A 19671-nucleotide genomic window follows, 5' to 3' on the forward strand; every position below is an offset into this window, starting at 1 on the left:
AGTGCCCGGTCAGGCCATGACCTGGCGCTTGGAGGAAATCACGCCGGTATCGAAGCCGGCCAGGTGGAGTCCGCCGTGGAAGCGCGCGTGCTCGATCTTCACGCAGCGGTCCATCACCACGTTGAGCCCCGCGGCTTCCGCGCCTGCCGCGACGCCTTCGTGCCAGGAACCCAGTTGCAGCCAGAGTGTTTTGGCACCGGCGGCCACGGCCTCGTCCAGGACGCCCGGAAGGTCGTCATGCTTGCGGAACACGTCAACGATGTCCGGGCTCTCCGGCAGGTCCGCCAGGGACGCATACGTGGGCTGGCCCAGGATCTCCTTGACCACCGGGTTCACGAAGTACACCTTGTAGCGGGTGGAGGACAGCAGGTACGTGGCCACGAAGTAGCTGGCCCGCGACGGCTTGTCAGAGGCTCCAACAATGGCAATGGATTTCGCCTGCCGGAGCAGGGCCAGCCGCTCAGGTGCCGACGGGCCGGACCAGGTGCGTTCGGCGGTGCTCATGCGTTTGCTCCGATCGTGCAGGCGCCTGCGGGTTCTTGGGCGACGGCGGCGTCCCGGGCCGCGGCGTTGGAGGCTTCGGTGAGTGCCTGGTCCAGATCCCACAGGATGTCCTCGATATCCTCGAGGCCCACCGAGATGCGGACCAGGTCCTCCGGCACGCCCGCGGATTCCAGCTGGGCTGCGCTGAGCTGCTGGTGGGTGGTGGAGCCGGGGTGGATCACCAGGGTCCGGGAGTCACCCACGTTGGCCAGGTGGGAGGCCAGCTGCAGGGACTCGATGAACTTCTGCCCTGCGGCGCGCCCACCTTTGACCCCGAAGGAGAACACCGAGCCCGGGCCAAGCGGCAGGTACTTCCGGGCCCGTTCGAAGTGCGGGTGCGAAGGCAGGCCCGAGTAGTTGACGTAGGCTACCCGCTCATCGTTTTCCAGCCATTCGGCCACGGCCTGCGCGTTCTTCAGGTGCTCGTCGAGCCGCTGTGCCAGGGTCTCAACGCCCTGGAGCAGCTGGAACGCCGACTGCGGCGAAAGGGCCGGACCGATGTCCCGCAGCTGCTCGCTGCGCAGCTTGGTGAGGAACCCGTACTCACCGAAGTTGCCCCACCAGGAGACGTTGCCGTAGGAAGCCACGGGCTCAGTCATGGTGGGGAACTTGCCGTTGCCCCAGTTGAACCGGCCACTCTCCACCACTACGCCACCCAGGGTGGTGCCGTGGCCGCCCAGGAACTTGGTGGCGGAGTGGATCACGATGTCGGCACCGTGTTCGATGGGCCGCACCAGGTACGGCGTGCTCAAGGTGGCGTCGACCACCAAGGGGATGCCGGCGTCGTGCGCCACCTTTGCCAACCCCTCCAGGTCCTGGACCTCCGACGACGGGTTGGCCACCACCTCCACGAAAATGGCTTTGGTGTTGTCCCGCACCGCCGCGGCGTAGTCAGCGGGGTCGGTGCCGGGGACGAACGTGGTGTCCACGCCGAACCGGCGCAGGGTCACGTCGAGCTGGGTCACAGTTCCGCCATACAGCTGGGAAGCTGCCACGATGTGGTCGCCCGCCTGTGTCAGGGCGGCGAAGGTGATGAACTCCGCTGCCATGCCCGACGCCGTCGCGACCGCTCCGATGCCGCCCTCGAGGGACGCGATGCGCTCCTCGAACGCCGCGACGGTGGGGTTGCCGATGCGGGAGTAGATGTTGCCGTACTTCTGGAGGGCGAACAGGTTGGCGGCGTCGTTGGTGTCCTTGAAGACGAACGACGTGGTCTGGTAGATGGGAACGGCGCGGGCGCCGTGTTCGGCGTCGGGGGTGCCGCCGGCGTGCAGGGCGCGGGTGCGGAACCCGAAGGTGCGCTCAGCCATCAGACAGCCACCGCCTGGGCGGCGGGAGTGATTGAGAGGTCGAGTTCCGTGCCGTGCTTGCGGGCCAGGTCCGCCTCAAGCTCCCGGACGATCGGCAGGATGTCCCGGCCGAATGCGGCCACCTCCTCCTGGAAGTGCAGGTAGCAGGTGAGGAACAGGTTCACGCCGATCTTCTTGTATTCGACGATCCGTTCGGCGATCTGCTCCGGGGTGCCGATCAGCTGGGTCTTGAAGCCGTCGTTGTATTGGATCAGGTCCTCGAACGTGGAATCCGCCCACATGCCCTTGCCGTCCTTGGTGGCGGCACCGGCCTCCTGCACCGCGTCCCGGAACCCCTGGACGGCGGGCTTGTGCGCCTTTTCCACGATCTCGCGCAGGGTGTCCCGGGCCTCCTTCTCCGAGTCGCGCGCAATGACGAAGCCGTTCAGCCCGAAACGGGGAGCGGCCAACTGGCCGGCAGTGCCGCGGCGGGCCTCGCCGGCAGAGGCGACGACGCCGGCGATGTTGTCCTTGAAACCCTCAAGGTCCTTGCCGTTGGAGAAGTACCAGTCCGCCACGCGGCCCGCGGTGGCCTGGGCCGCCGTCGAGTTTCCACCGAAGAAGATCTCGGGGTGGGCGCGGCCGGGGACGTCCACCGGGGCGGGGTTCAGGGTGAAGTCGGTGATGTTGTAGTACTTGCCGGACTGGCTGTACTCCTTTTCGGTCCACAGGCCGCGCAGGACGTTGATGAATTCCTCGGTGCGGACGTAGCGCTCGTCGTGCTCCAGCCACTCCAGGCCGAAGTTGGTGAACTCGCTCTTCAGCCAGCCGGAGACGATGTTGACGGCGGCACGGCCGTTGGAGATGTGGTCGGCGGTGATGATGTACTTCGCCAGCACGCCCGGGTGCCACATGCCCGGGTGGACCGCGGCGATGACCTTCAGGCGCTCCGTGGCGGCCAACAGGGCCAGGCTGAACGACGTCGCCTCGTGCTGCTTGTCCGCGCCGTAGGAGGCGGCGTAGCGCGTCTGCGTCAGGGCATATTCGAAGCCGGACTCCTCGGCGATGCGCGCCAGTTTTTTGTTGTAGTCGAAGTCCCAGCCGGTGCGCTGTTCGATGGTGGATACCACCAGGCCGCCGGAGACGTTGGGCACCCAGTAGGCGAACTTGAGCGGTTCGGAGAGTCGTGCGACGTTGCTGATCTCGGTCATGAATTTTCCTTCGGTAGGGCCCGCTGGCGCAGGACGTCCTGGATACCGGCGATGGCCGGTTCGTTCTGGAGGGAGGTTGTGTCGCCCAGCGCAGTTCCCTCGAACAGCTGGGTGAGCAGCCGGCGCATGATCTTGCCGCTGCGGGTCTTGGGGACATCGGGAACCACGACGACGTCGCGTGGCTTGGCGATGGGGCCGATCTCCTTGGCCACGTGGTTGCGGAGCTCGTCGATACAGTCAGCCGGGGCCCCGGCCTTCAGCACGACGAAGGCCACCACCGCGTGGCCGGTCTTCGGATCCGCCACCGGGCAGACGCCGGCCTCCACCACGTCCGGGTGCGACACCAGGGCGGACTCGATCTCGATGGTGGAGAGCAGGTGGCCGGAGACGTTCAGGGTGTCATCCACGCGGCCCAGGATCCAGATGTCGCCGTCGGCGTCGTACTTGGCGCCGTCGCCGGCGAGGAACCAGCCCTGGTCCGCGTACTTGCTCCAGTAGGAGTCGAAGTAGCGGCGCGGGTTGCCCCAGACGGTGCGGGCGATGGCGGGTCCGGGGGAGTCAACCACGATGTTTCCCTGTACGCCCGGCGCAACGGTGTTGCCGCCGTCGTCCACGATCCTGGTGCTGACTCCCGGCAGGGGACGGGCGGCGCAGCCGGGCTTGAAGCTGCTGTCCGTCGGCGCGGGGGAGAGGATGGTGGCCCCGGTTTCGGACTGCCACCACGTGTCCACCACCGGTGCAGTGCCGGCGCCCACGTTGTTCCGCAGCCAGCGCCAGGCCTCGGGGTTGACCGCTTCCCCCACGGTCCCCAGCAGGCGGATGGAGGACAGGTCGTAGGTGTCCGGGACGCCGTCCGGGAACCAGCCCATGAGGGACCGGACCAGGGTGGGTGCCGTGTAGTACTGGGTTACGCCGTAGCGTTCGATGACCTCAAAATGCCGGCCCGGGTGCGGGGTGTTGGGAGTGCCTTCGAAGATCACCTGCGTCACGCCGTTGGACAGCGGGCCGTAGATTTCGTAGGTGTGGGCCGTGACCCAGGCGAGGTCGGCCGTGCACCAGTGCACGTCGCGGTCGCGGAGGGCCGGATCCGGGTTGCTGAACAGGTGCTCGAAGCTCCACGAAGCCTGCGTCAGGTAGCCGCCGGAGGTGTGCACCAGCCCCTTGGGCTTTCCGGTGGTGCCGGACGTGTACATGATGAACAGCGGCGTCTCGGCGTCAAACGCCTCCGGCTCGTGGACGTCCGGGGCGTTTCCGACGACGTCATGCCACCACACGTCGCGGCCTGCGGTCATGGGGACGGCGGCCAGGCCGTTGGCAGGGGTGGTGCGGTTGACCACCAGGATGTGCTCGATGGCGTTGTCCCCGGCGACGGCGGCGTCCGCGTTGTCCTTCACGGGAACGGCCACGCCGCGGCGGAACTGGCCGTCGGTGGTGACCAGGAGCTTGGCGCCGGTGTCCTCCACCCGGAACTTCAGCGCTTCGGCCGAGAAACCGCCGAACACCAGGGAGTGGATGGCGCCGATCCGGGCCACGGCGAGCGTGATGATGACTGTCTCGGGGATGACCGGGAGGTAGATGACCACGCGGTCACCCTTGGTGATGCCCAGGGCCAGGAGCGCATTGGCGGCTTTTGCCACCTCGCGCTGGAGCTCGGCGTACGTGATGGACCTGCGGTCGCCCGGCTCGCCTTCGAAGTGGAGGGCCACCTTGGCGCCGCGGCCGGCCGCGACGTGGCGGTCCACGCAGTTGGCGGCCACGTTGAGCGTGCCGCCCTCGAACCAGGTGATCTCCGGGCCGCGGGCAGCCTCCGGGTCTGCCGGAAGCCAGCGGTGCGCCGTGTGCCACGGTGTGTCCCAGTCCAGACGCAGCGCCTGCTGCTCCCAAAAGGCAACATTGTCAGGGTGGACCCCCGCGTTCAGGTCCATCGTTTCAGCGGCGCTCAAGCCCATCGTTTCACTCCATCGGTCCTGGCGGTAGCACCCGACGGAGGCAGCCTTCCGGAAAAGCCAGTTCCGGAGATCCGCGGCTGCCATCCTTGTTATCGCCGGAGCGTGGGGGAACGTCCGGCGACCAGGGTTGCTGCGGCGTCATCGATCCAGGTCTCTCGGCCGCTCGGGATGGTCAAAGACCACTACACTCCAGTGAATCCGCGAGAGCAAACTCTCGCAGCCGCCGCTTAATATTCGTTCACAGGCGCCCAACGTTGCTGTATTCGTTCTTTTATTCGGTCCTTCAGGACTTCCAGCGGGGAGCGTAGGCTGATCCCATGGGCCACACGAACGATTCTGCAGTCATTGAACGCCTCATGCGAACCAAGGGCCGCTGGGCCATCGTCGGCCTCACCACCAATGAGTGGCGCGCAGCCTACGATGTTTCGCTCTTTATCCGCGACAAGCTTGGCATGGACATCATTCCCGTCAACCTGCCCGGCGATGCTGTCCACGGCGAAACCGGGTACCGCACCCTGGCCGGCATCCCGGCCGAAAAGCAGCCCATCGACGTCGTGGATTGCTTTGTGAATTCGCAGAAGGTGGGCAGCGTGGTCGACCAGGCCATTGCCGTGGGGGCCAAAGCCGTCTGGCTGCAGCTGGGCGTCATCGATGAGGCGGCGGCGGAGCGCGCCAAGGCGGCCGGCCTCGACGTGGTGATGAACGCCTGCCCGGCGCAGCTCGCCTGGAAGTACAATCTGTAGAGCTTCAGCGGCTCCGGCAGTTAATCAGCTCCGGCCCTGCGTTAAGTGAGGATAGTGCCGCTCTGTGACGTCAGGGTGTGCGCGCATGCGGCCCTTGAGCATGTTCATTCCGAAGGAAGCCAGCAGCGGGTTGGCGGGATCGTCCGTGATGCCCCGGGCCGCCGCCTTCAGCCCGGGAGCCAGCGGAACCGGTTCGATGACCGCATCGAGCCGGGGCGACCAGAAGAACGGTACCGAGTAGCGGTCCACACCCGGCGGCGGGGCCTGGACGCGGTGGATAGTGGCTGCGAGGTATCCCTCCGTGGCTACCTCCAGCATCTCGCCGAGGTTCACCACCAGGGCTCCCGGAAGGGGCTCCACGGGCAACCACTGGCTGGTGCCGGGCGGCAGTACTTCCAGGCCACCCACGCCGTCCTGGAGCAGGAGAGTCACGAACCCGTAGTCGGCGTGCGAACCGACACCCTGGTCACCGGCGGCTTCCACCACGCCGCCCACGTAGTGCACCAGCTTGCCCATCCACGCCGGGGTGTCCCGGAACGGTTCATCGAAGTACTCCTCCGGCAGCTGCAGCGACACCGCGATGGCCCGCAGCAGCTCCATCCCTACCTCCGACATGAGCTCGGCCCACTCCATGGCGGCAGGCCTGAGCCCGGGGAACGCCTCGTCCGGCCAGAGGTTGGGCCCCTGCAGCAGCCAATAGGGCTGGTCCTCCGGGTAGTCCTTCACCGGCTCACGTTCCGGGGAGTAGTCGATCTGCTCCCTCGCGTCCGCCCGGCCCTGGGTCACTTCGGTGCCCATCCGGGTGTAGCCGCGGAAGTGCGGGGACAGCCGGTTGTCCAGCTTCATACGCTCCTCAAGCGGCAGGTTGAAGAAGCGCCCGAGGAGGTCCAGCAGCTCTTCTGCCTGGCCAGGGCGGCCCCCGTAGCCGGTGATTTGGAAGAAGCCCACATCGTGGGTGGCATGCCGCAGCTGCTCGATGAACTCCGGGCTGAAGGGCCCGTAGGGCTGCCGTGCGGTACTCAGATCCAGAACAGGTATGGCTCCCTGGTCGCGTGACATCCTCGCAGACTAGCACTGTGCAGGCCTGCTTTATAGGCTTCCTTCATGGACCCAAACGCGCTGCGGACGATCTGCCTTTCGTTTCCGGGAGCCTACGAAGATTTTCCGTTCGGACCGGAAACATCGGTCTTCAAGGTCCGGGCCCACATTGCCGGCGGCACCCGCCACGAGGCCAAGCTGTTTGCCCTGTCATCCATGGATGAGGACGACTTTTACGTGAACCTGAAGTGCGAACCGGCCCTTGCCGTGCAGCTGCGGGCGGTGCACCCGGCGATTACCGGCGCATGGCACATGAACAAGACCCATTGGAACGGTGTCCGCCTTGACGGTTCGTTGCCGGACGGGATGGTCAGGGACATGGTGGAGGACTCCTACGACCTGGTGGTGTCAGGATTGAGCCGGAAGCAGCAGGAACAACTGGGGTGGGCGCGCCTCGGGAAGGAAGGCAGCATTGACTGACAGGGCCGCGGCCAGGCTGAACTACCCGGGAGTGGGAGGCACGGAACAGGGCAGCGCTCCCGAAGGATACGGCCGTGTCCTTGAGGAGGCACGCCTGGGGACCGGACTGGACGTTTACCGTCGCGTGGCGGACGGCATCCTGGCCTGGGAGCTGCAGCGGCGGGCAGGTCTGCGCGTCCGCGCGGATTCGCCAAAGGCGGTCCCCGGCGCACGCGTGGTGAGCGGATTCGGCGTCGGGCCCTTCCGCCTGCCGGCCCCCTGCCAGGTGGTGTGGGTCCATGAGCCGACGCCGGACGGCGTGCCGCAATCGGCGGGTTTTGGCTACGGGACGCTGCCCGGACACCCTGCCCGAGGGGAGGAATCCTTTGAAGTGGAGATCAACAGCCAGGGTGAAGTATGGCTGCGGATCCGGGCGTTCAGCAGGCCTGCCAACTGGTTCTACGCGGCCGGCGGCGTGGTGACCCGTGCGGCGCAGCGCTACGTTACTTCCCGGTACATTGAAGGGGCACGCAGTCTCGCCGCGGAAGGAAAATCCCAGTGATCTTTATCGTCGTCAAGTTCAAGGTCAAGCCCGAGTGGTCCGAGCGCTGGCCGGCCCTCGTGGCGGACTTCACCGAAGCCACCCGGAAGGAACCCGGCAACCTCTGGTTCGACTGGTCCCGCAGCCTGGACGATCCCAACGAATACGTCCTCGTGGAAGCCTTCAAGGACGATGCCGCCGGCGACCACGTGAACAGCGGCCACTTCAAGAAGGCCATGACGGACATGCCGCAGGCCCTCGCCGAAACCCCCAGGATCGTCAGCCGGCAGCTCGACGGCGACGGCTGGGACCGGATGGGCGAGCTCACCATCGAGTAGGGAAGGTCCGGAGCCATGTGGATTGGCTGGATCGAGTTCGACATCCTCCTTGGCGACGTTCACAGCCTGAAGGAGAAACGGTCCGTCGTCAGGCCGCTCCTGGCCGAGCTCAAACGCCGCTTTGAGGTGTCGGTCGCCGAGGTAGGGGACCACAGCCAGTACCGGCGCACGCAGCTCGGCGTCGGCCTGGTGGCAGCGGACCGGCCACACCTTATGGAGGTGCTGGCCGCCGTCGAACGCTTTGTGGCCGGCCGGCCCGAGATCGAGCTGCTCAGCGCCCGCCAGCGCGAGCTCCACAGCGAAGACTAGCCCCACCGCCACCCTCGCCTCGCAAGCTCGGCCAGGGAACCCTGGCGGCGTGGGCCCACCCATCGATTGCTGAGAACTTGTCGTTTTCACGCGCCAAAACGACATCTGCTCAGCAATGGATGGAGGGTGTGGATAACTTCTGCGGGTGTTGTCGGGATTCTGCTCTCATGGATCGATGAAGACCCCACACCCGCTGCCGGAGGAACTCCGGGGACGCCCCTTCACTCTTGTTGACGCTTCGGTTGCCGGAGTCTCCCCGCGCCGCTGGCGGCACGGGTCGCTGACATACCGTGGCCGGGGCATCAGGGTGGAAGGCACGACGACGGAGCTCCCCTTAAGCGTTCGGGTTCGGCCCTTTATCGAGGTCAACGAGCTGTGTGCAGCCTCGCACGTGACGGCTGCGGAGCTGCATTCGCTGCCGCAGCGGCGCCAGGACGAGGCCTATGACGATTACCACCTCATCCGCCCCGAGGGTGCAGCCCACCTGGACAGGCCCCATGTCATCGTGCACCGCATGAAGCTGTTTGAGGATGAGGTCGCCACACTTAACGGAATTCCGGTGACAACGCCTGCCCGGACCTGGCTCGACATGGCCGAGTTGTTGTCCGTGGATGAAATCGTGGCCATGGGGGACGCCTGTGTCCGTGCTCCGCGCCCCGACTTCGAGGGCCGCGACTTGCCGCTGTGCAGCATATGGGACCTGCAGCGGACCATCGACAGGCACCGGGGAAAGCGGGGCCTCCGGAAGGCCAAGGAGGCCCTGGAACTCATCCGGGTCGGATCGGATTCGGCCCAGGAAACGATGCTCCGGCTCGCTATCGTCCGCGCAGGCCTGCCCGAGCCCGAGCTGAACGTTCCGATCATCACTGAGGACGGCGTCAGGCACCATGAACCGGACCTGTCTTACCGCAAATACAGGATCGGAATCGAGTACGAGGGCGAGCACCACGGAGATGAAAGCCAGATCGCCAGGGACATAACGCGCTCTGAACGGTACGCCGCCCTGGGGTGGACGGAGGTCAGGATTTCCAAACGCCACATGGTCAACGATGCGAAACCGGCCGCAGCCAAAGTTCTTGTTGCCCTGGCACAGGCCGGCTGGCGAAGGGGTTTATAAAAACGAGTGCTCCGTACTTGTCGTTCTGACGGGTCAAAACGACAAGTACGGAGCAGTCGATGGGTGGGGGGCTAGCCGAAGTACTTCGGCAGCGTCCCTTCGTGGGCTTCACGGAGGGCGTCCAGGGACAGGCCCTCCACGCCGTTGATCTCCAGCTTGCCGCTGGCCGCGTCGACCACGCCGATGCGGGTGTGCGCGAAGCCGCGGGCGGTGCACATATCCGTGAAGCGGACTTCCTCGGACCGCGGGACGCCCACAATGGCGCGACCCTGGGACTCAGAGAAGAGCGCCGTGAACAGGTCCACGCCGTCCCGGTCCATGATGTCCTGCAAGGCGATCCGGGCGCCCACGCCGTAGCGCAGCGAGGACTCAACCAGCGCAGCTGCGAGGCCGCCCTCGGAGAGGTCGTGCGCGGAGTCGATCATGCCGTCGCGCGAAGCGTTGATCAGGATCTCGCCCAGGGCGCGTTCTGCCTCAAGGTCAACCTTCGGCGGCTGCCCGCCCAAGTGGCCACGCATGTTGGCCCACTCGGAGCCGTCCAGCTCGGCGCCTGTTGTGCCCAGCATGTAGATGGCCTGGCCATCTTCACGCCAGCCGGACGGCGTGCGGCGCGCAACGTCGTCGAGCTTGCCCAGGACCGCCACCACGGGGGAGGGGTGGATGGGCGTGGTGCCCGTCTGGTTGTACAGCGAGACGTTGCCGCCTGTAACCGGGATGCCCAGCACCATGCAGGCGTCGGACAGGCCGCGGATGGCTTCTGCCAGCTGCCACATGACGTCCGGATCTTCGGGGGAACCGAAGTTCAGGCAGTCGCTGACGGCCATGGGGATGGCGCCCGCGGTGGCGACGTTGCGGTAGGCCTCGGCCAGTGCCAGCTGGGCACCGTGGTACGGATCGAGGTAGGTGTAGCGGCCGTTGGCATCAGTGGCCAGGGCCACGCCCAGGCCCGTTTCCTCGTCAACGCGGACCACGCCGGCGTCGTCGGGGAATGCCATGGAGGTGTTGCCGCCCACGTACCGGTCGTACTGGTTGGTGATCCAGGACTTGGAGCACATGTTCGGCGAGGCCACGAGTTCAGTCACGGCCGCAGCCAGCTCGGCCGGAGCGGCCGGGCGGCCGGCATCCTGCACCGAGCCGGTGAAGGTGTCGGCCTGGACGGCATCCTGCCACTCGGGGCGGGCGAACGGGCGGTCGTAGACCGGGCCGTCGTGCGCCACGGTGCGGGGATCGACGTCGACAATCACGTCGCCTTCCCACGTGATGATCAGGCGGCCGGTATCGGTCACCTCGCCCAGCCAGGAGTACTCCACGGCCCACTTGTCCATGACGGCTTCGAACGCTTCCACGTTCTCCGGGGTCACCACGGCCATCATGCGTTCCTGCGACTCGGACATCAGGATCTCGCCCGGGGTCAGCGTGGGATCGCGCAGCAGGACGGAGGTCAGCTCAACCTGCATGCCGCCGTCGCCATTGGAGGCGAGCTCCGACGTGGCGCAGGAGATGCCCGCGGCGCCGAGGTCCTGGATGCCTTCCACCAGGGAGCCCTTGAAGAGCTCCAGGCAGCACTCGATGAGGACCTTTTCCGCGAAGGGATCGCCCACCTGGACGGCGGGGCGCTTGGAGGGCTTGGTGTCGTCAAAGGATTCGGAGGCCAGCACGGAGGCGCCGCCGATGCCGTCGCCGCCGGTGCGGGCACCGAACAGGACCACCTTGTTGCCCTTGCCGGAGGCGTTGGCCAGGCGGATATCCTCGTGGCGCATGACGCCGACAGCCAGGGCGTTGACCAACGGGTTGCCCTGGTAGACGGAGTCGAAGACCATCTCTCCACCGATGTTGGGCAGGCCCAGGGAGTTGCCATAGCCGCCGATGCCCGCCACCGCGCCGTGCATGACGCGGGCAGTGTCCGGGTGGTCGATGGCGCCGAAGCGCAGCGGGTCCATGACGGCGACCGGGCGGGCGCCCATGGAGATTATGTCGCGGACAATGCCGCCGATGCCGGTCGCGGCGCCCTGGTAGGGCTCAACGAACGACGGCGAGTTGTGCGATTCGATCTTGAAGGTCACGGCCCAGCCGTCCCCCAGGTTGGTCACGCCGGCGTTTTCGCCGATGCCCACCAGCATGTCCTTCTTCATTTCCTCGGTGACCTTCTGGCCGAACTGGCGCAGGTGGTTCTTTGAGGACTTGTAGGAGCAGTGCTCGCTCCACATGACGGAGTACATGGCCAGTTCGGCGCCGGTGGGGCGGCGGCCCAGGACCTTGACGATCTCGTCGAACTCGTTCTGCTTCAGGCCCAGCTCGGCCCAGGGCAGCTCGGTGTCCGGAGTCTTGGCAGCGTTCTCGACGGTGTCGATGTTGAACTTCTTGGTGGTTTCGGTGGTCACTTGTCGCCTCCCACAATCTTGTTCAGTACGGAGGTGAAGAAGCCGAGGCCGTGGGTATCGGACCCGCCGATGCCGTCCAGCGATTCGGGGCCGAAGCCCGGTTCCACGGCGTGCTCCGGGTGCGGCATGAGGCCCACCACGTTGCCGGCGGCATTGGAGATGCCGGCGATGTCCCGGCGGGAACCGTTCGGGTTGAAGCCCACGTAACGGAAGACGACGCGGCCCTCGGCCTCAAGGGCGTCCAGGGTTTTTTCGTCGGCGATGTACTGGCCGTCCTGGTTCTTCAGCGGGATGGTGATTTCCTGGCCGGCCTGGTAGTCCAGCGTCCACGCGGTGTTGGTGTTCTCCACGCGCAGCACCTGGTCGCGGCAGAGGAACTTCAGGTGGTCGTTCTTGATCATCGAGCCGGGCAGCAGGTGCGACTCGGTGAGGATCTGGAAGCCGTTGCAAATGCCCAGGACGGGCAGCTTGGCGTCGGAGTTGGCGGCGTCGATGATCCTGGACATCAGCGGCGCGAAGCGGGCAATGGCGCCGGCACGGAGGTAGTCGCCGTAGGAGAAGCCGCCGGGAATCACGACGGCGTCCACGTCACCGAGTTCGGTGTCGCCGTGCCAAAGTTCGACGGCGGTGGCACCGGCGAGGCGCACGGCTCGGGCAGCGTCCCGGTCGTCAAGGGTTCCAGGGAAGGTGACGACGCCGATGCGGGCGCCGGCGAGGCGCGGTTCCGCCGCGACAGCGACAGCTTCGCCGATCAGGGGAAGTTCAGTCATCTCAGGCCTCGACGACCTCGACGTTGACGACGTCCTCGATCACGGGGTTGGAGAGGAGGGTTTCTGCCGCGTCGCGGGCCTGGGCCAGGATTTCCTCCGTCACCTCGCCGTCGACCGTCAGTTCGAAACGCTTGCCCTGGCGGACAGAGCTGAAGCTGGTGAAGCCCAGCCGGGGGAGAGCGCCAACGATTGCCTTCCCCTGGGGGTCCAGAATCTCGGGCTTGGGCATGACGTCAACAACGATCCGGGGCATCCGGCAACTCCTGTGCGTGAGCTTGGGTAAGGGCGCAGCGGAGTGGTGCCGTCTCACGCCGTACCGGGGGTGCCGGGGACAAAGGGGGTCACCTGCGTTGGTTCACCATGAGGTCGGGCGCTCCGCGAGCTTGCTCTCCCATTCTACCGGCCCGGGCGCATCCCTTTGAATCGCGCGGTTCCCTGCAGCGGAGCCGCGCGAAACGCCGGGGCCGCACGGCCGTTCTTTGGCTGGTTCTGGAGTTGCCGGGAGGCCTTCACTAGGATTGCTGGATGGCTGAGAATTCGAAGTCCGTGCTGTTGCCGGTGGTTGCCGCTGCCGTGTTCGCCGGTCTGGGCCGGATGGTGTTCCAGAAGGTGAAAGCGGACCGGCTGGCCCGCGAGACCCGGGTGGCCGGGCCTGTGGATGAAAAGACCAGGCAATGGATCAGTGATGTGGTGCGCACTCCCCGCCAGTAGCACGGGCAGGCTTCCTCCGCTCCTTGCAGGGCGTCCTTCGGGGCGCCCTTTTTTAGTTCCGCACTCCTTCGGTGTTCCCCGTATGACAAGCGGAATTTTCTTAAATGTGCTCTATGTCATATCGCGCTATCAGTCTGTACTCTGTGAACAGTCTGGTCGCGGCAAATTACAAAACCTGTAATTCCCTCTGCAGTGCCAGTCATTGGGGCGCCCACCAAGTATGGGCCGCACATCGTGAAAGGGTTGCACGTGAAATCAACTGGAAAGAGCCCTTCGCGGGCTGGGGGACTCCGGAAGGCGGCCGCGCTGGCCGTCGGGCTGCCCCTGATCCTGAGCTCGCTGGCCGTGGCTCCCGCCTCGGCGGCGCCTGGCGTCCAAGGCCCGGGAAATGTTTCCTCCAGCGCAAAGGACAGTCAGTTCAAGGACGGCCGGTACATTGTGGTACTCGCCGGTCCGGCCGCCGCGGCCTACGAAGGGGGAGCTGCAGGACTTGGTGCGACCAAGCCCCAGCTGGGCAGGAAGCTCGACGCCGGCAGTCCCAACTACAAGGCGTACGACGCGCACCTGCGCACCCAGCAGCGGGACGTTGCAGCGGCCCAGGGCGTCACCCCCGCCAAACAGTACACCGCAGCCCTTAACGGGTTCACGGCGGAACTGACGGCAGTGCAGGCCGCAGCACTGTCAAAGGACAGCCGGGTCCTGGCCGTGGCACCGGACGTCGAGAACAAGCCCGACTACACCACCACCGACTTCCTCAAGCTCACCGGCCCCGACGGCGCCTGGGCCCAGCAGTTCGGCGGCGAAGCCAACGCCGGCAAGGGCGTTGTGGTGGGCGTCATCGACTCCGGCTACGCGCCGGACAACCCCTTCCTGCAGGGCGAACTGCTGAAGCCGCTGCAGGGCGACCCGCAGGTCGGCGTTCCCTACCGCACCGGTGACGGCAGGATTGCCATGCTCAAAGCGGACGGCACAACCTTCGAGGGCGAATGCCAAAAAGGCCAGGGGACCGGGGCGTCCTTTGACGGATCCCTCTGCAATTCCAAGGTCATCGGCGCCCGCTACTTCGCGGATTCCTTCCTTCAGTATGTGCCCCCGGGAGAGCGTGCCCCGGAAGAGCAGATCTCCCCGGTGGACGTGGGCAGCCACGGCACGCACACCGCCACCACGGCCGCCGGCAACGCCAACATCGAACAGGTCATCGACGGAGCCAGCTTCGGAAAGAGCTCCGGCATTGCCCCCGCCGCCAAGGTTTCGGTCTACAAAGTCTGCTGGGAGGACACCAACCCGGACACGGGCGGCTGCTACTCCTCGGCGTCGGTTGAGGCCGTGGACGCGGCCATCAAGGACGGCGTCGACGTCCTGAACTATTCCATTTCGGGCAACAACAACAGCACCACCGACCCTGTGGCGCTGGCATTCCTGAACGCTGCGGCCGCCGGGATCTTCGTCTCGGCCTCCGCCGGAAACTCCGGCCCGACCGCTTCCACGGTGAACCACGCGTCCCCGTGGCTGACCACGGTTGCTGCGTCCACCTTCCCCAGTGACCTGCTGGGAACGGTCAAGGTGTCCGACGGGTCGCTGTACCGCGGCGCGTCGATCATGAAGTCGGAAGTGGCGGACAAGCCCGTTGTCGTGGCTGCTGCTGCGGCGGCCCCCGGCGCGGCCAACCCCAACCTCTGCGGTCCGGGAACGCTTGACGCCGGCAAAGTGGCGGGCAAGGTAGTCGTCTGTGACCGCGGCGTAGTGGACCGGACCGCCAAGAGCCAGGAAGTCCTGGCCAAGGGCGGCGTGGGCATGATCCTGGTCAACCTCACCAGCAGCTCCGAGGACGCCGACAACCACGTCATTCCCACCGTCCACGTCAATGCCCCCAAGAGCCTGGAACTGAAATCCAAGCTGGAAGCCAACCCGGCGCTGACCGTCAGCCTGGTCAAGGGCGACCTGACCGGCCTGCCCCCGGCAGCCGCACCCCAGATCGCCGGCTTCTCATCCCGCGGACCCACCCTGGCCTCCGGCGGTGACCTGCTCAAGCCGGACATCTCTGCCCCCGGTGTCAACGTCCTGGCCGGCGTCTCCACCATCGGCAACCACGGCGCCCAGTTCGGATTCATGTCCGGTACCTCCATGGCAGCCCCGCACATCGCCGGTTTCGGCGCGCTGGTGCTGGGCAAGCAGCCCAAATGGACCCCCGCCAGGGTGAAGTCCGCCATGATGACCACGGCCTTTCCGCTGGTCAACGCCGATGGCACCCCCAATACGGATCCGTTCCAGGGCGGCGCCGGCCACATCGACTCCACTCGGGTGCTTGATCCCGGGCTGGTCTACGACTCCGGCATCCAGGACTGGCTTGGTTTCCTGAATGGACAAGGTGTGCAGACCGGAGCGCCACAGGCAGGCACCATCGCCGCCCGCGACCTCAACCTGCCCTCGATCGCCCTGGGCAGCCTGGTTGGAGAGGTCCAGGTGAAGCGCAAGGTGACCGCCTTGGTGCCGGGCATGTACCGTCCCGAGGTGAACATGCCGGGCTTCAACGTCAACGTCGAACCCAAGGCCCTGAACTTCGCCAAGGCAGGCCAGACCCGTGACGTAACCCTGACCATCCGGAACGTCAGCGCACCAATGGGCAAATTCAGCACGGGAAGCCTCACCTGGAAGGGGCCCCGGACGGTGGCGTCACCAATCGCCATCCGCCCCGTTGACGCCCAGATCGCCCCGTCCTTCACCTTCAGCTCGGCCACGGGCACCGGCAGCGGCACCATGGAGCTTGTCTCCGGTTCGGACAATCCCATCGCCGTCGCCGTCGAAGGACTGGCGCCGCTGAGCCAGACCGCCATCACCAAGACGCCGGGCGCGTATGCCCCGACGAACGATGCGCACAATGCCCTGGTCCAGGTAAACGTGCCGGCCGGCACGTCGTTTGCCCGGCTCGGCATCCAGGCGCAGTCGAACGACGTCGACTGGGACATGGTGGTCTACGCCCCGAACGGAGCGGGTGGCCTCACGGCCACCCAGGTGGCAACAGCATCCGCCAGTGAGTTCCTGGACCTGGAATCACCCCGTCCCGGAACCTACTATGTGGTGGCCAACCTGTACGCCACACCTGACAACGGCCCCGCCACGGCCTCCGTCCAGGCCGTGACCTTCGCCGGGGACGCGGGCAATCTCACGGTGAACCCGAACCCCATCGTGGCGCCGAACGGAACCGCCACCTCGGCGACGCTGAACTGGACCGGCCTTGCTGACGGTTCCTACCTCTCACGGCTGAGCCTTGGCAGCAACGGCATCAAAACGTGGGTGAACGTGCAGGTGGGACCGGGCTCCGCGCCCGCCCCGGCCGGCGCTCCCCAGCTTGGCCTGGCGCAGGCGGTACCCGCCGCCTGACCGGGAAGACATGGGGGGAGGTCCCGGGTGGTCGTCAGGCCGCCCGGGACCTTTTTCGTTCCGGCCGCTGTCGTTCCTGGCTCGTTGCTGCCGCAGGAAGCTACGTGGCCGTCCCGCCGAGCAGGGGGCCCATGGCTTTCCAGCGGGCGATTTCGCAGCCGTCGGTACGGGAGAAGGCCGCGTGGACGGCGCGCCCACGGTACATACCCGTGACCACGGCAACCTGCGGGCCCCCGTACTGCTGCGTGCACAGTTTGGGCGGCCCCGGCTTGGGGAAAAAGATGTCTTCGCCGAACCGCTCCACGGCGGCAAGGGCGGCCACGGGCTCGGGCAGGGTGGTCCCGGCAGCCGGGTGCCCGTCCTTTGATACCAGCCGGAACACGTATTCGGGAGCGTCGGGGTGGTCCCGGATGCTGATGGTCAGGTCTATCACCGTGGCGCTCCTTCCGCGATGACCCCGAGTTCCGCTGCCAGCCGTTCGCGCAGTGCACCCGCTTCCGCTGCGAAAGAGCGCTGGTGCTCAACATAGGCGGCCTTGCCATGGGGCGTCTCAATGGGGATGGCGGGGTACCCCCAGTCGGCCAGGTCGTAGGGGGATGCCTGCATATCCATGGCCCTGATCCGCCACGACAGTTCGAAGCAGTCCATCACCAGCTCGCTGGGCAGCGCCGGCAGCAGTTTATAGGCCCATTTGTAGAGGTCCATGTTGGCATGGAGGCATCCCGGCTGCTCCATGTGCCGCTGCGATTCCCGGCTGGGCGAATGCTCGTTGAGCGGGATGGCGTCCGGGGTGTAGAACCGGAACGCGTCGAAGTGGGTGCAGCGGATCCTGTTGTCCTCCACCACCTTGTCCGTACCGGCCGCACCCAACCGCAGCCGCAGGTACTCATGCCGGAGGTCGAACTTGTCCTGCCGGTAGACCATGGCCCACTCGTGCAGTCCGAAGCAGCCAAACTGCGCCGGCCTGGCGGCGGTGCCGCGGAGGATGATGCCGGCGAAGGCCACTGCATCCCTGCGGTCGGCCAAAAAGGCGTGCCGGTCGAAGGTGACCGCGGTGCTTCCCGCAGCCAGCCCCAGGGCGGCAAGCTCGCCGTCGTCGAGCGCCCGGTAATGCTTCCAGCCGAGCCGTCCGGCTGCCTGGGCGCCGGTGAGGACTGCGCCGGCACCGGGGTGCCAGCGCTTCAGCTGGCCGGGCTTCTGGGTGTAGTAGGTGAAGAGGAAGTCTTCCACCGGGTGTTTCTGTCCCGCGGACCGCCGGGCCAGGTATGGATCGGCATAGCGGCTGACGCGCTGCAGGTGGGCCTCTTCCCTTGCCTGCGCACTGTCCGCCGCCAGGAGCTTAAGAGGCTCCACCGGATGCGCCCAATACGTCCTTGGCAGCGTCCCACGCGCTGATCTCGCATCCGTTGGTCCGCGAAAACTTTGACTCCACGGCGACGCCGTCCACCATGCCCGTGACGGCGGCTGTCTGGGGGCCGCCATACTGCTGGGTGCAGGGCTGTGAGGTTCCTGGCGCGGCCGGAGCGGCGATGGCCGGATTGGCTTTCAGCGCCGCGCAGGCGGCAGCGGCGTTGGGATGGCTGCTTTCCGCGGCCGGCTCGCCTGAGGAGCAGACCAGGGTGTAGTTGACCTCGGGCGCGCCCGGGGACGGCACCAGGGTGATGGCGAGTTCAGCGTTCCCCTTCCCCGGGCCATTGCTTGGCCGTGACGTGGCGGGGGCAGGAGCCGGCACTGAAGTTTCGGTGTCAGGGGAGGGAGCTGCAGAGCCCGGGGAGCTTCCCGGGGCCGTGGAGGTTGAGGCGGAGGAAGGCGCTGTGCCCTTGGAGGTGCCGCTGTCAGGGGTGCCGCTGCAACCGGAGATCAGCCCGGCGCCGACCGCCAGGAATGCCGCGAGCATCCGAAATTTCCGCATCAGGCCACCTCTCCTTCGTCCAGTAATTCTAGTCGCTTGGCGTACGGCGGCAGGTTTCCGTTTGGCCGCAATCACTCACTGGGAGGTGGCGGCGATCAGCCCCATCATGGACGCGTGCAGTTCGGTGACCTGTCCGCGGGTCAACCCCAGCCGCTCCATCATGGTCCCCGGGACCCGGAGCGCCTGCTCCCGCAGTGCGGCGCCTTTGGGTGTCAGTTCGACGGCGAGCGCGCGCTCATTGCCGTCCGCACGGCGACGGGTGATGAGTTCCGCCGCTTCCAGCCGGCGCAGGAGCGGGGAGATGGTGGCCGGTTCCTGGGCCAGGGCTTCGCTGATGTTCCGGACAGTGCGGGGGCTGTCTTCCCACAGGCAGAGCATGACCAGGTACTGGGGATGGGTGAGGTTCAGCTTCTCGAGCACGGGCTTGTAGGCGCCCACCACGCTGCGGGCAGCCACGGTCAGCGCAAAGCAGAGCTGATGTTCGAGGAGCAGGTCTTCCTCGTGTGCTGCGTCGGTTTCTTTTGAGTCCGTTGCCGCTGTGGCAGTCATTGGTCCTCCGATTGTTAGTGCACTAATGATTAGTGTACATTGGTGGCAGGTTGGACAGTGAGTGGAAGGAACCTCTTCATGGGCAGGGACAGGTCCGCGGACAAGGGCAATGCCTCCCAGCGCTTCATGCGCGCCACCGGCAAGTTGCGGGCCGTTTTCGGTCCCGCCAGCCGCACCGCGCTGGCGCACGACATGACTGACGAGAACCGCCTCCTGCTGGCCCAGCGCCAGGCGGAGACCCAACAGTGGGAGACCATCACCAGGCCGGACGGCAGCACGTATGTTGTCCCACGGAATCCTGAAGACCGCTCCCTGCGGTAGCGATTCCGTCGATTTACGCCGGAGCCTTTTCCGCGTCCCGGGCATAAAATGGGGGCACTGGCTCCTGCCGGGGCCTGCTGCACTTTCGCCCGATGGTCGGGAAGGGGGT

The 19671-nt window shown here is 66.5% G+C and carries 20 protein-coding genes and 1 pseudogene; 9 read left to right on the forward strand and 12 right to left on the reverse strand.

The genetic code is table 11. The features are described 5' to 3' along the window. Positions 1–9: 9 nt before the first annotated feature. The 4 genes and pseudogenes from LDO22_RS16750 to acs all read right to left on the reverse strand — a co-directional run. Complete coding sequence (locus LDO22_RS16750) at positions 10–504, reverse strand: CoA-binding protein (RefSeq protein ID WP_214944045.1); 495 nt, start codon at positions 502–504, stop codon at positions 10–12. Next, on the reverse strand, positions 501–1853 hold the full coding sequence (locus LDO22_RS16755) for an O-acetylhomoserine aminocarboxypropyltransferase/cysteine synthase family protein (protein ID WP_159633536.1): 1353 nt from the start codon (positions 1851–1853) through the stop codon (positions 501–503). The genes LDO22_RS16750 and LDO22_RS16755 overlap by 4 nt, the downstream gene beginning before the upstream one ends. After that, positions 1853–3043, reverse strand: a complete 1191-nt coding sequence (gene sfnG / locus LDO22_RS16760; RefSeq protein ID WP_224024721.1) for a dimethylsulfone monooxygenase SfnG — start codon at positions 3041–3043, stop codon at positions 1853–1855. The genes LDO22_RS16755 and sfnG overlap by 1 nt, the downstream gene beginning before the upstream one ends. Then, positions 3040–5007, reverse strand: a pseudogene (acs, locus tag LDO22_RS16765) (acetate--CoA ligase); the annotation flags it as partial. The gene sfnG and the pseudogene acs, both read right to left, overlap by 4 nt. A 302-nt stretch (positions 5008–5309) precedes the next feature. On the opposite strand from acs, the gene LDO22_RS16770 reads away from it, so the two are divergent. Next, complete coding sequence (locus LDO22_RS16770) at positions 5310–5735, forward strand: CoA-binding protein (protein ID WP_224024725.1); 426 nt, start codon at positions 5310–5312, stop codon at positions 5733–5735. A gap of 24 nt (positions 5736–5759) precedes the next feature. Here the strand turns inward: LDO22_RS16770 and LDO22_RS16775 are convergent, their stop codons facing one another. Next, complete coding sequence (locus LDO22_RS16775) at positions 5760–6794, reverse strand: 2-oxoglutarate and iron-dependent oxygenase domain-containing protein (RefSeq protein ID WP_224024727.1); 1035 nt, start codon at positions 6792–6794, stop codon at positions 5760–5762. A 45-nt stretch (positions 6795–6839) separates the two neighbouring features. Between LDO22_RS16775 and LDO22_RS16780 the strand changes: the two genes are divergently transcribed. The 5 genes from LDO22_RS16780 to LDO22_RS16800 all read left to right on the forward strand — a co-directional run bounded on the left by LDO22_RS16780 (position 6840) and on the right by LDO22_RS16800 (position 9537). Continuing rightward, positions 6840–7253 carry an MmcQ/YjbR family DNA-binding protein gene (locus LDO22_RS16780; protein ID WP_224024729.1) on the forward strand — a complete coding sequence of 138 codons (414 nt, stop codon included), beginning with the start codon at positions 6840–6842 and terminating at the stop codon, positions 7251–7253. Continuing rightward, positions 7246–7794 (forward strand): DUF1990 domain-containing protein, encoded by a 549-nt coding sequence (locus tag LDO22_RS16785; protein ID WP_224024730.1) that lies wholly within the window; start codon positions 7246–7248, stop codon positions 7792–7794. The genes LDO22_RS16780 and LDO22_RS16785 overlap by 8 nt, the downstream gene beginning before the upstream one ends. Continuing rightward, entirely contained in the window at positions 7791–8111 is a 321-nt protein-coding gene (locus LDO22_RS16790; protein ID WP_159633518.1) for a putative quinol monooxygenase, read from the forward strand. The genes LDO22_RS16785 and LDO22_RS16790 overlap by 4 nt, the downstream gene beginning before the upstream one ends. 15 nt (positions 8112–8126) lie before the next feature. Then, positions 8127–8420, forward strand: coding sequence for a DUF503 domain-containing protein (locus LDO22_RS16795; protein ID WP_159633515.1), 294 nt, complete (start codon positions 8127–8129; stop codon positions 8418–8420). 175 nt (positions 8421–8595) lie between these two features. Continuing rightward, positions 8596–9537, forward strand: coding sequence for a hypothetical protein (locus LDO22_RS16800; protein ID WP_224024732.1), 942 nt, complete (start codon positions 8596–8598; stop codon positions 9535–9537). 71 nt (positions 9538–9608) lie between these two features. Here the strand turns inward: LDO22_RS16800 and purL are convergent, their stop codons facing one another. Genes purL through purS form a run of 3 tightly spaced genes read right to left on the reverse strand, consistent with a single transcriptional unit; the run spans position 9609 to position 12941 of the window. Beyond that, a complete protein-coding gene (purL, locus tag LDO22_RS16805; RefSeq protein WP_224024734.1) occupies positions 9609–11918 on the reverse strand; it encodes a phosphoribosylformylglycinamidine synthase subunit PurL in 2310 nt (769 codons plus the stop codon). Then, positions 11915–12688, reverse strand: a complete 774-nt coding sequence (gene purQ / locus LDO22_RS16810; RefSeq protein ID WP_224024736.1) for a phosphoribosylformylglycinamidine synthase subunit PurQ — start codon at positions 12686–12688, stop codon at positions 11915–11917. Before purQ ends, purL begins: the two co-directional genes overlap by 4 nt. 1 nt (position 12689) lies before the next feature. Then, positions 12690–12941, reverse strand: a complete 252-nt coding sequence (gene purS, locus LDO22_RS16815) for a phosphoribosylformylglycinamidine synthase subunit PurS (protein ID WP_015935902.1) — start codon at positions 12939–12941, stop codon at positions 12690–12692. 272 nt (positions 12942–13213) lie between these two features. On the opposite strand from purS, the gene LDO22_RS16820 reads away from it, so the two are divergent. Beyond that, on the forward strand, positions 13214–13399 hold the full coding sequence (locus LDO22_RS16820) for a hypothetical protein (RefSeq protein ID WP_159633506.1): 186 nt from the start codon (positions 13214–13216) through the stop codon (positions 13397–13399). A 249-nt stretch (positions 13400–13648) separates the two neighbouring features. After that, on the forward strand, positions 13649–16780 hold the full coding sequence (locus LDO22_RS16825; protein ID WP_224024738.1) for a S8 family serine peptidase: 3132 nt from the start codon (positions 13649–13651) through the stop codon (positions 16778–16780). A 100-nt stretch (positions 16781–16880) separates the two neighbouring features. Here LDO22_RS16825 and LDO22_RS16830 read toward each other — a convergent pair whose 3' ends face one another. From LDO22_RS16830 to LDO22_RS16845, 4 genes are all read right to left on the reverse strand, one after another. Continuing rightward, on the reverse strand, positions 16881–17213 hold the full coding sequence (locus tag LDO22_RS16830; protein ID WP_224024740.1) for a serine protease inhibitor: 333 nt from the start codon (positions 17211–17213) through the stop codon (positions 16881–16883). Continuing rightward, positions 17210–18115, reverse strand: a complete 906-nt coding sequence (locus LDO22_RS16835) for a 3-methyladenine DNA glycosylase (protein ID WP_224027271.1) — start codon at positions 18113–18115, stop codon at positions 17210–17212. Before LDO22_RS16835 ends, LDO22_RS16830 begins: the two co-directional genes overlap by 4 nt. 4 nt (positions 18116–18119) lie before the next feature. Further along, a complete protein-coding gene (locus LDO22_RS16840) occupies positions 18120–18692 on the reverse strand; it encodes an SSI family serine proteinase inhibitor (protein WP_159633497.1) in 573 nt (190 codons plus the stop codon). A 75-nt stretch (positions 18693–18767) separates the two neighbouring features. Then, positions 18768–19241: a MarR family transcriptional regulator gene (locus LDO22_RS16845; protein ID WP_159633494.1), complete on the reverse strand. Its 474-nt coding sequence runs from the start codon at positions 19239–19241 to the stop codon at positions 18768–18770. A 78-nt stretch (positions 19242–19319) separates the two neighbouring features. On the opposite strand from LDO22_RS16845, the gene LDO22_RS16850 reads away from it, so the two are divergent. Further along, a complete protein-coding gene (locus LDO22_RS16850) occupies positions 19320–19562 on the forward strand; it encodes a hypothetical protein (RefSeq protein ID WP_224024742.1) in 243 nt (80 codons plus the stop codon). The last annotated feature ends 109 nt before the right edge of the window (positions 19563–19671 follow it).

This window comes from Arthrobacter sp. NicSoilC5, assembly GCF_019977395.1.
Lineage (GTDB): Bacteria > Actinomycetota > Actinomycetes > Actinomycetales > Micrococcaceae > Arthrobacter.

What these genes read in the sequence shown, in the direction of transcription:
- LDO22_RS16845 (WP_159633494.1), bottom strand. Translation starts at nt 19,241, where the DNA reads ATGACTGCCACAGCGGCAACGGACTCAAAAGAAACCGACGCAGCACAC.
- LDO22_RS16795 (WP_159633515.1), top strand. Translation starts at nt 8,127, where the DNA reads ATGTGGATTGGCTGGATCGAGTTCGACATCCTCCTTGGCGACGTTCAC.
- LDO22_RS16770 (WP_224024725.1), top strand. Translation starts at nt 5,310, where the DNA reads ATGGGCCACACGAACGATTCTGCAGTCATTGAACGCCTCATGCGAACC.
- purQ (WP_224024736.1), bottom strand. Translation starts at nt 12,688, where the DNA reads ATGACTGAACTTCCCCTGATCGGCGAAGCTGTCGCTGTCGCGGCGGAA.
- LDO22_RS16820 (WP_159633506.1), top strand. Translation starts at nt 13,214, where the DNA reads ATGGCTGAGAATTCGAAGTCCGTGCTGTTGCCGGTGGTTGCCGCTGCC.
- LDO22_RS16840 (WP_159633497.1), bottom strand. Translation starts at nt 18,692, where the DNA reads ATGCGGAAATTTCGGATGCTCGCGGCATTCCTGGCGGTCGGCGCCGGG.
- LDO22_RS16850 (WP_224024742.1), top strand. Translation starts at nt 19,320, where the DNA reads ATGGGCAGGGACAGGTCCGCGGACAAGGGCAATGCCTCCCAGCGCTTC.
- LDO22_RS16755 (WP_159633536.1), bottom strand. Translation starts at nt 1,853, where the DNA reads ATGGCTGAGCGCACCTTCGGGTTCCGCACCCGCGCCCTGCACGCCGGC.
- LDO22_RS16800 (WP_224024732.1), top strand. Translation starts at nt 8,596, where the DNA reads ATGAAGACCCCACACCCGCTGCCGGAGGAACTCCGGGGACGCCCCTTC.
- LDO22_RS16750 (WP_214944045.1), bottom strand. Translation starts at nt 504, where the DNA reads ATGAGCACCGCCGAACGCACCTGGTCCGGCCCGTCGGCACCTGAGCGG.
- sfnG (WP_224024721.1), bottom strand. Translation starts at nt 3,043, where the DNA reads ATGACCGAGATCAGCAACGTCGCACGACTCTCCGAACCGCTCAAGTTC.
- LDO22_RS16775 (WP_224024727.1), bottom strand. Translation starts at nt 6,794, where the DNA reads ATGTCACGCGACCAGGGAGCCATACCTGTTCTGGATCTGAGTACCGCA.
- LDO22_RS16780 (WP_224024729.1), top strand. Translation starts at nt 6,840, where the DNA reads ATGGACCCAAACGCGCTGCGGACGATCTGCCTTTCGTTTCCGGGAGCC.
- purS (WP_015935902.1), bottom strand. Translation starts at nt 12,941, where the DNA reads ATGCCCCGGATCGTTGTTGACGTCATGCCCAAGCCCGAGATTCTGGAC.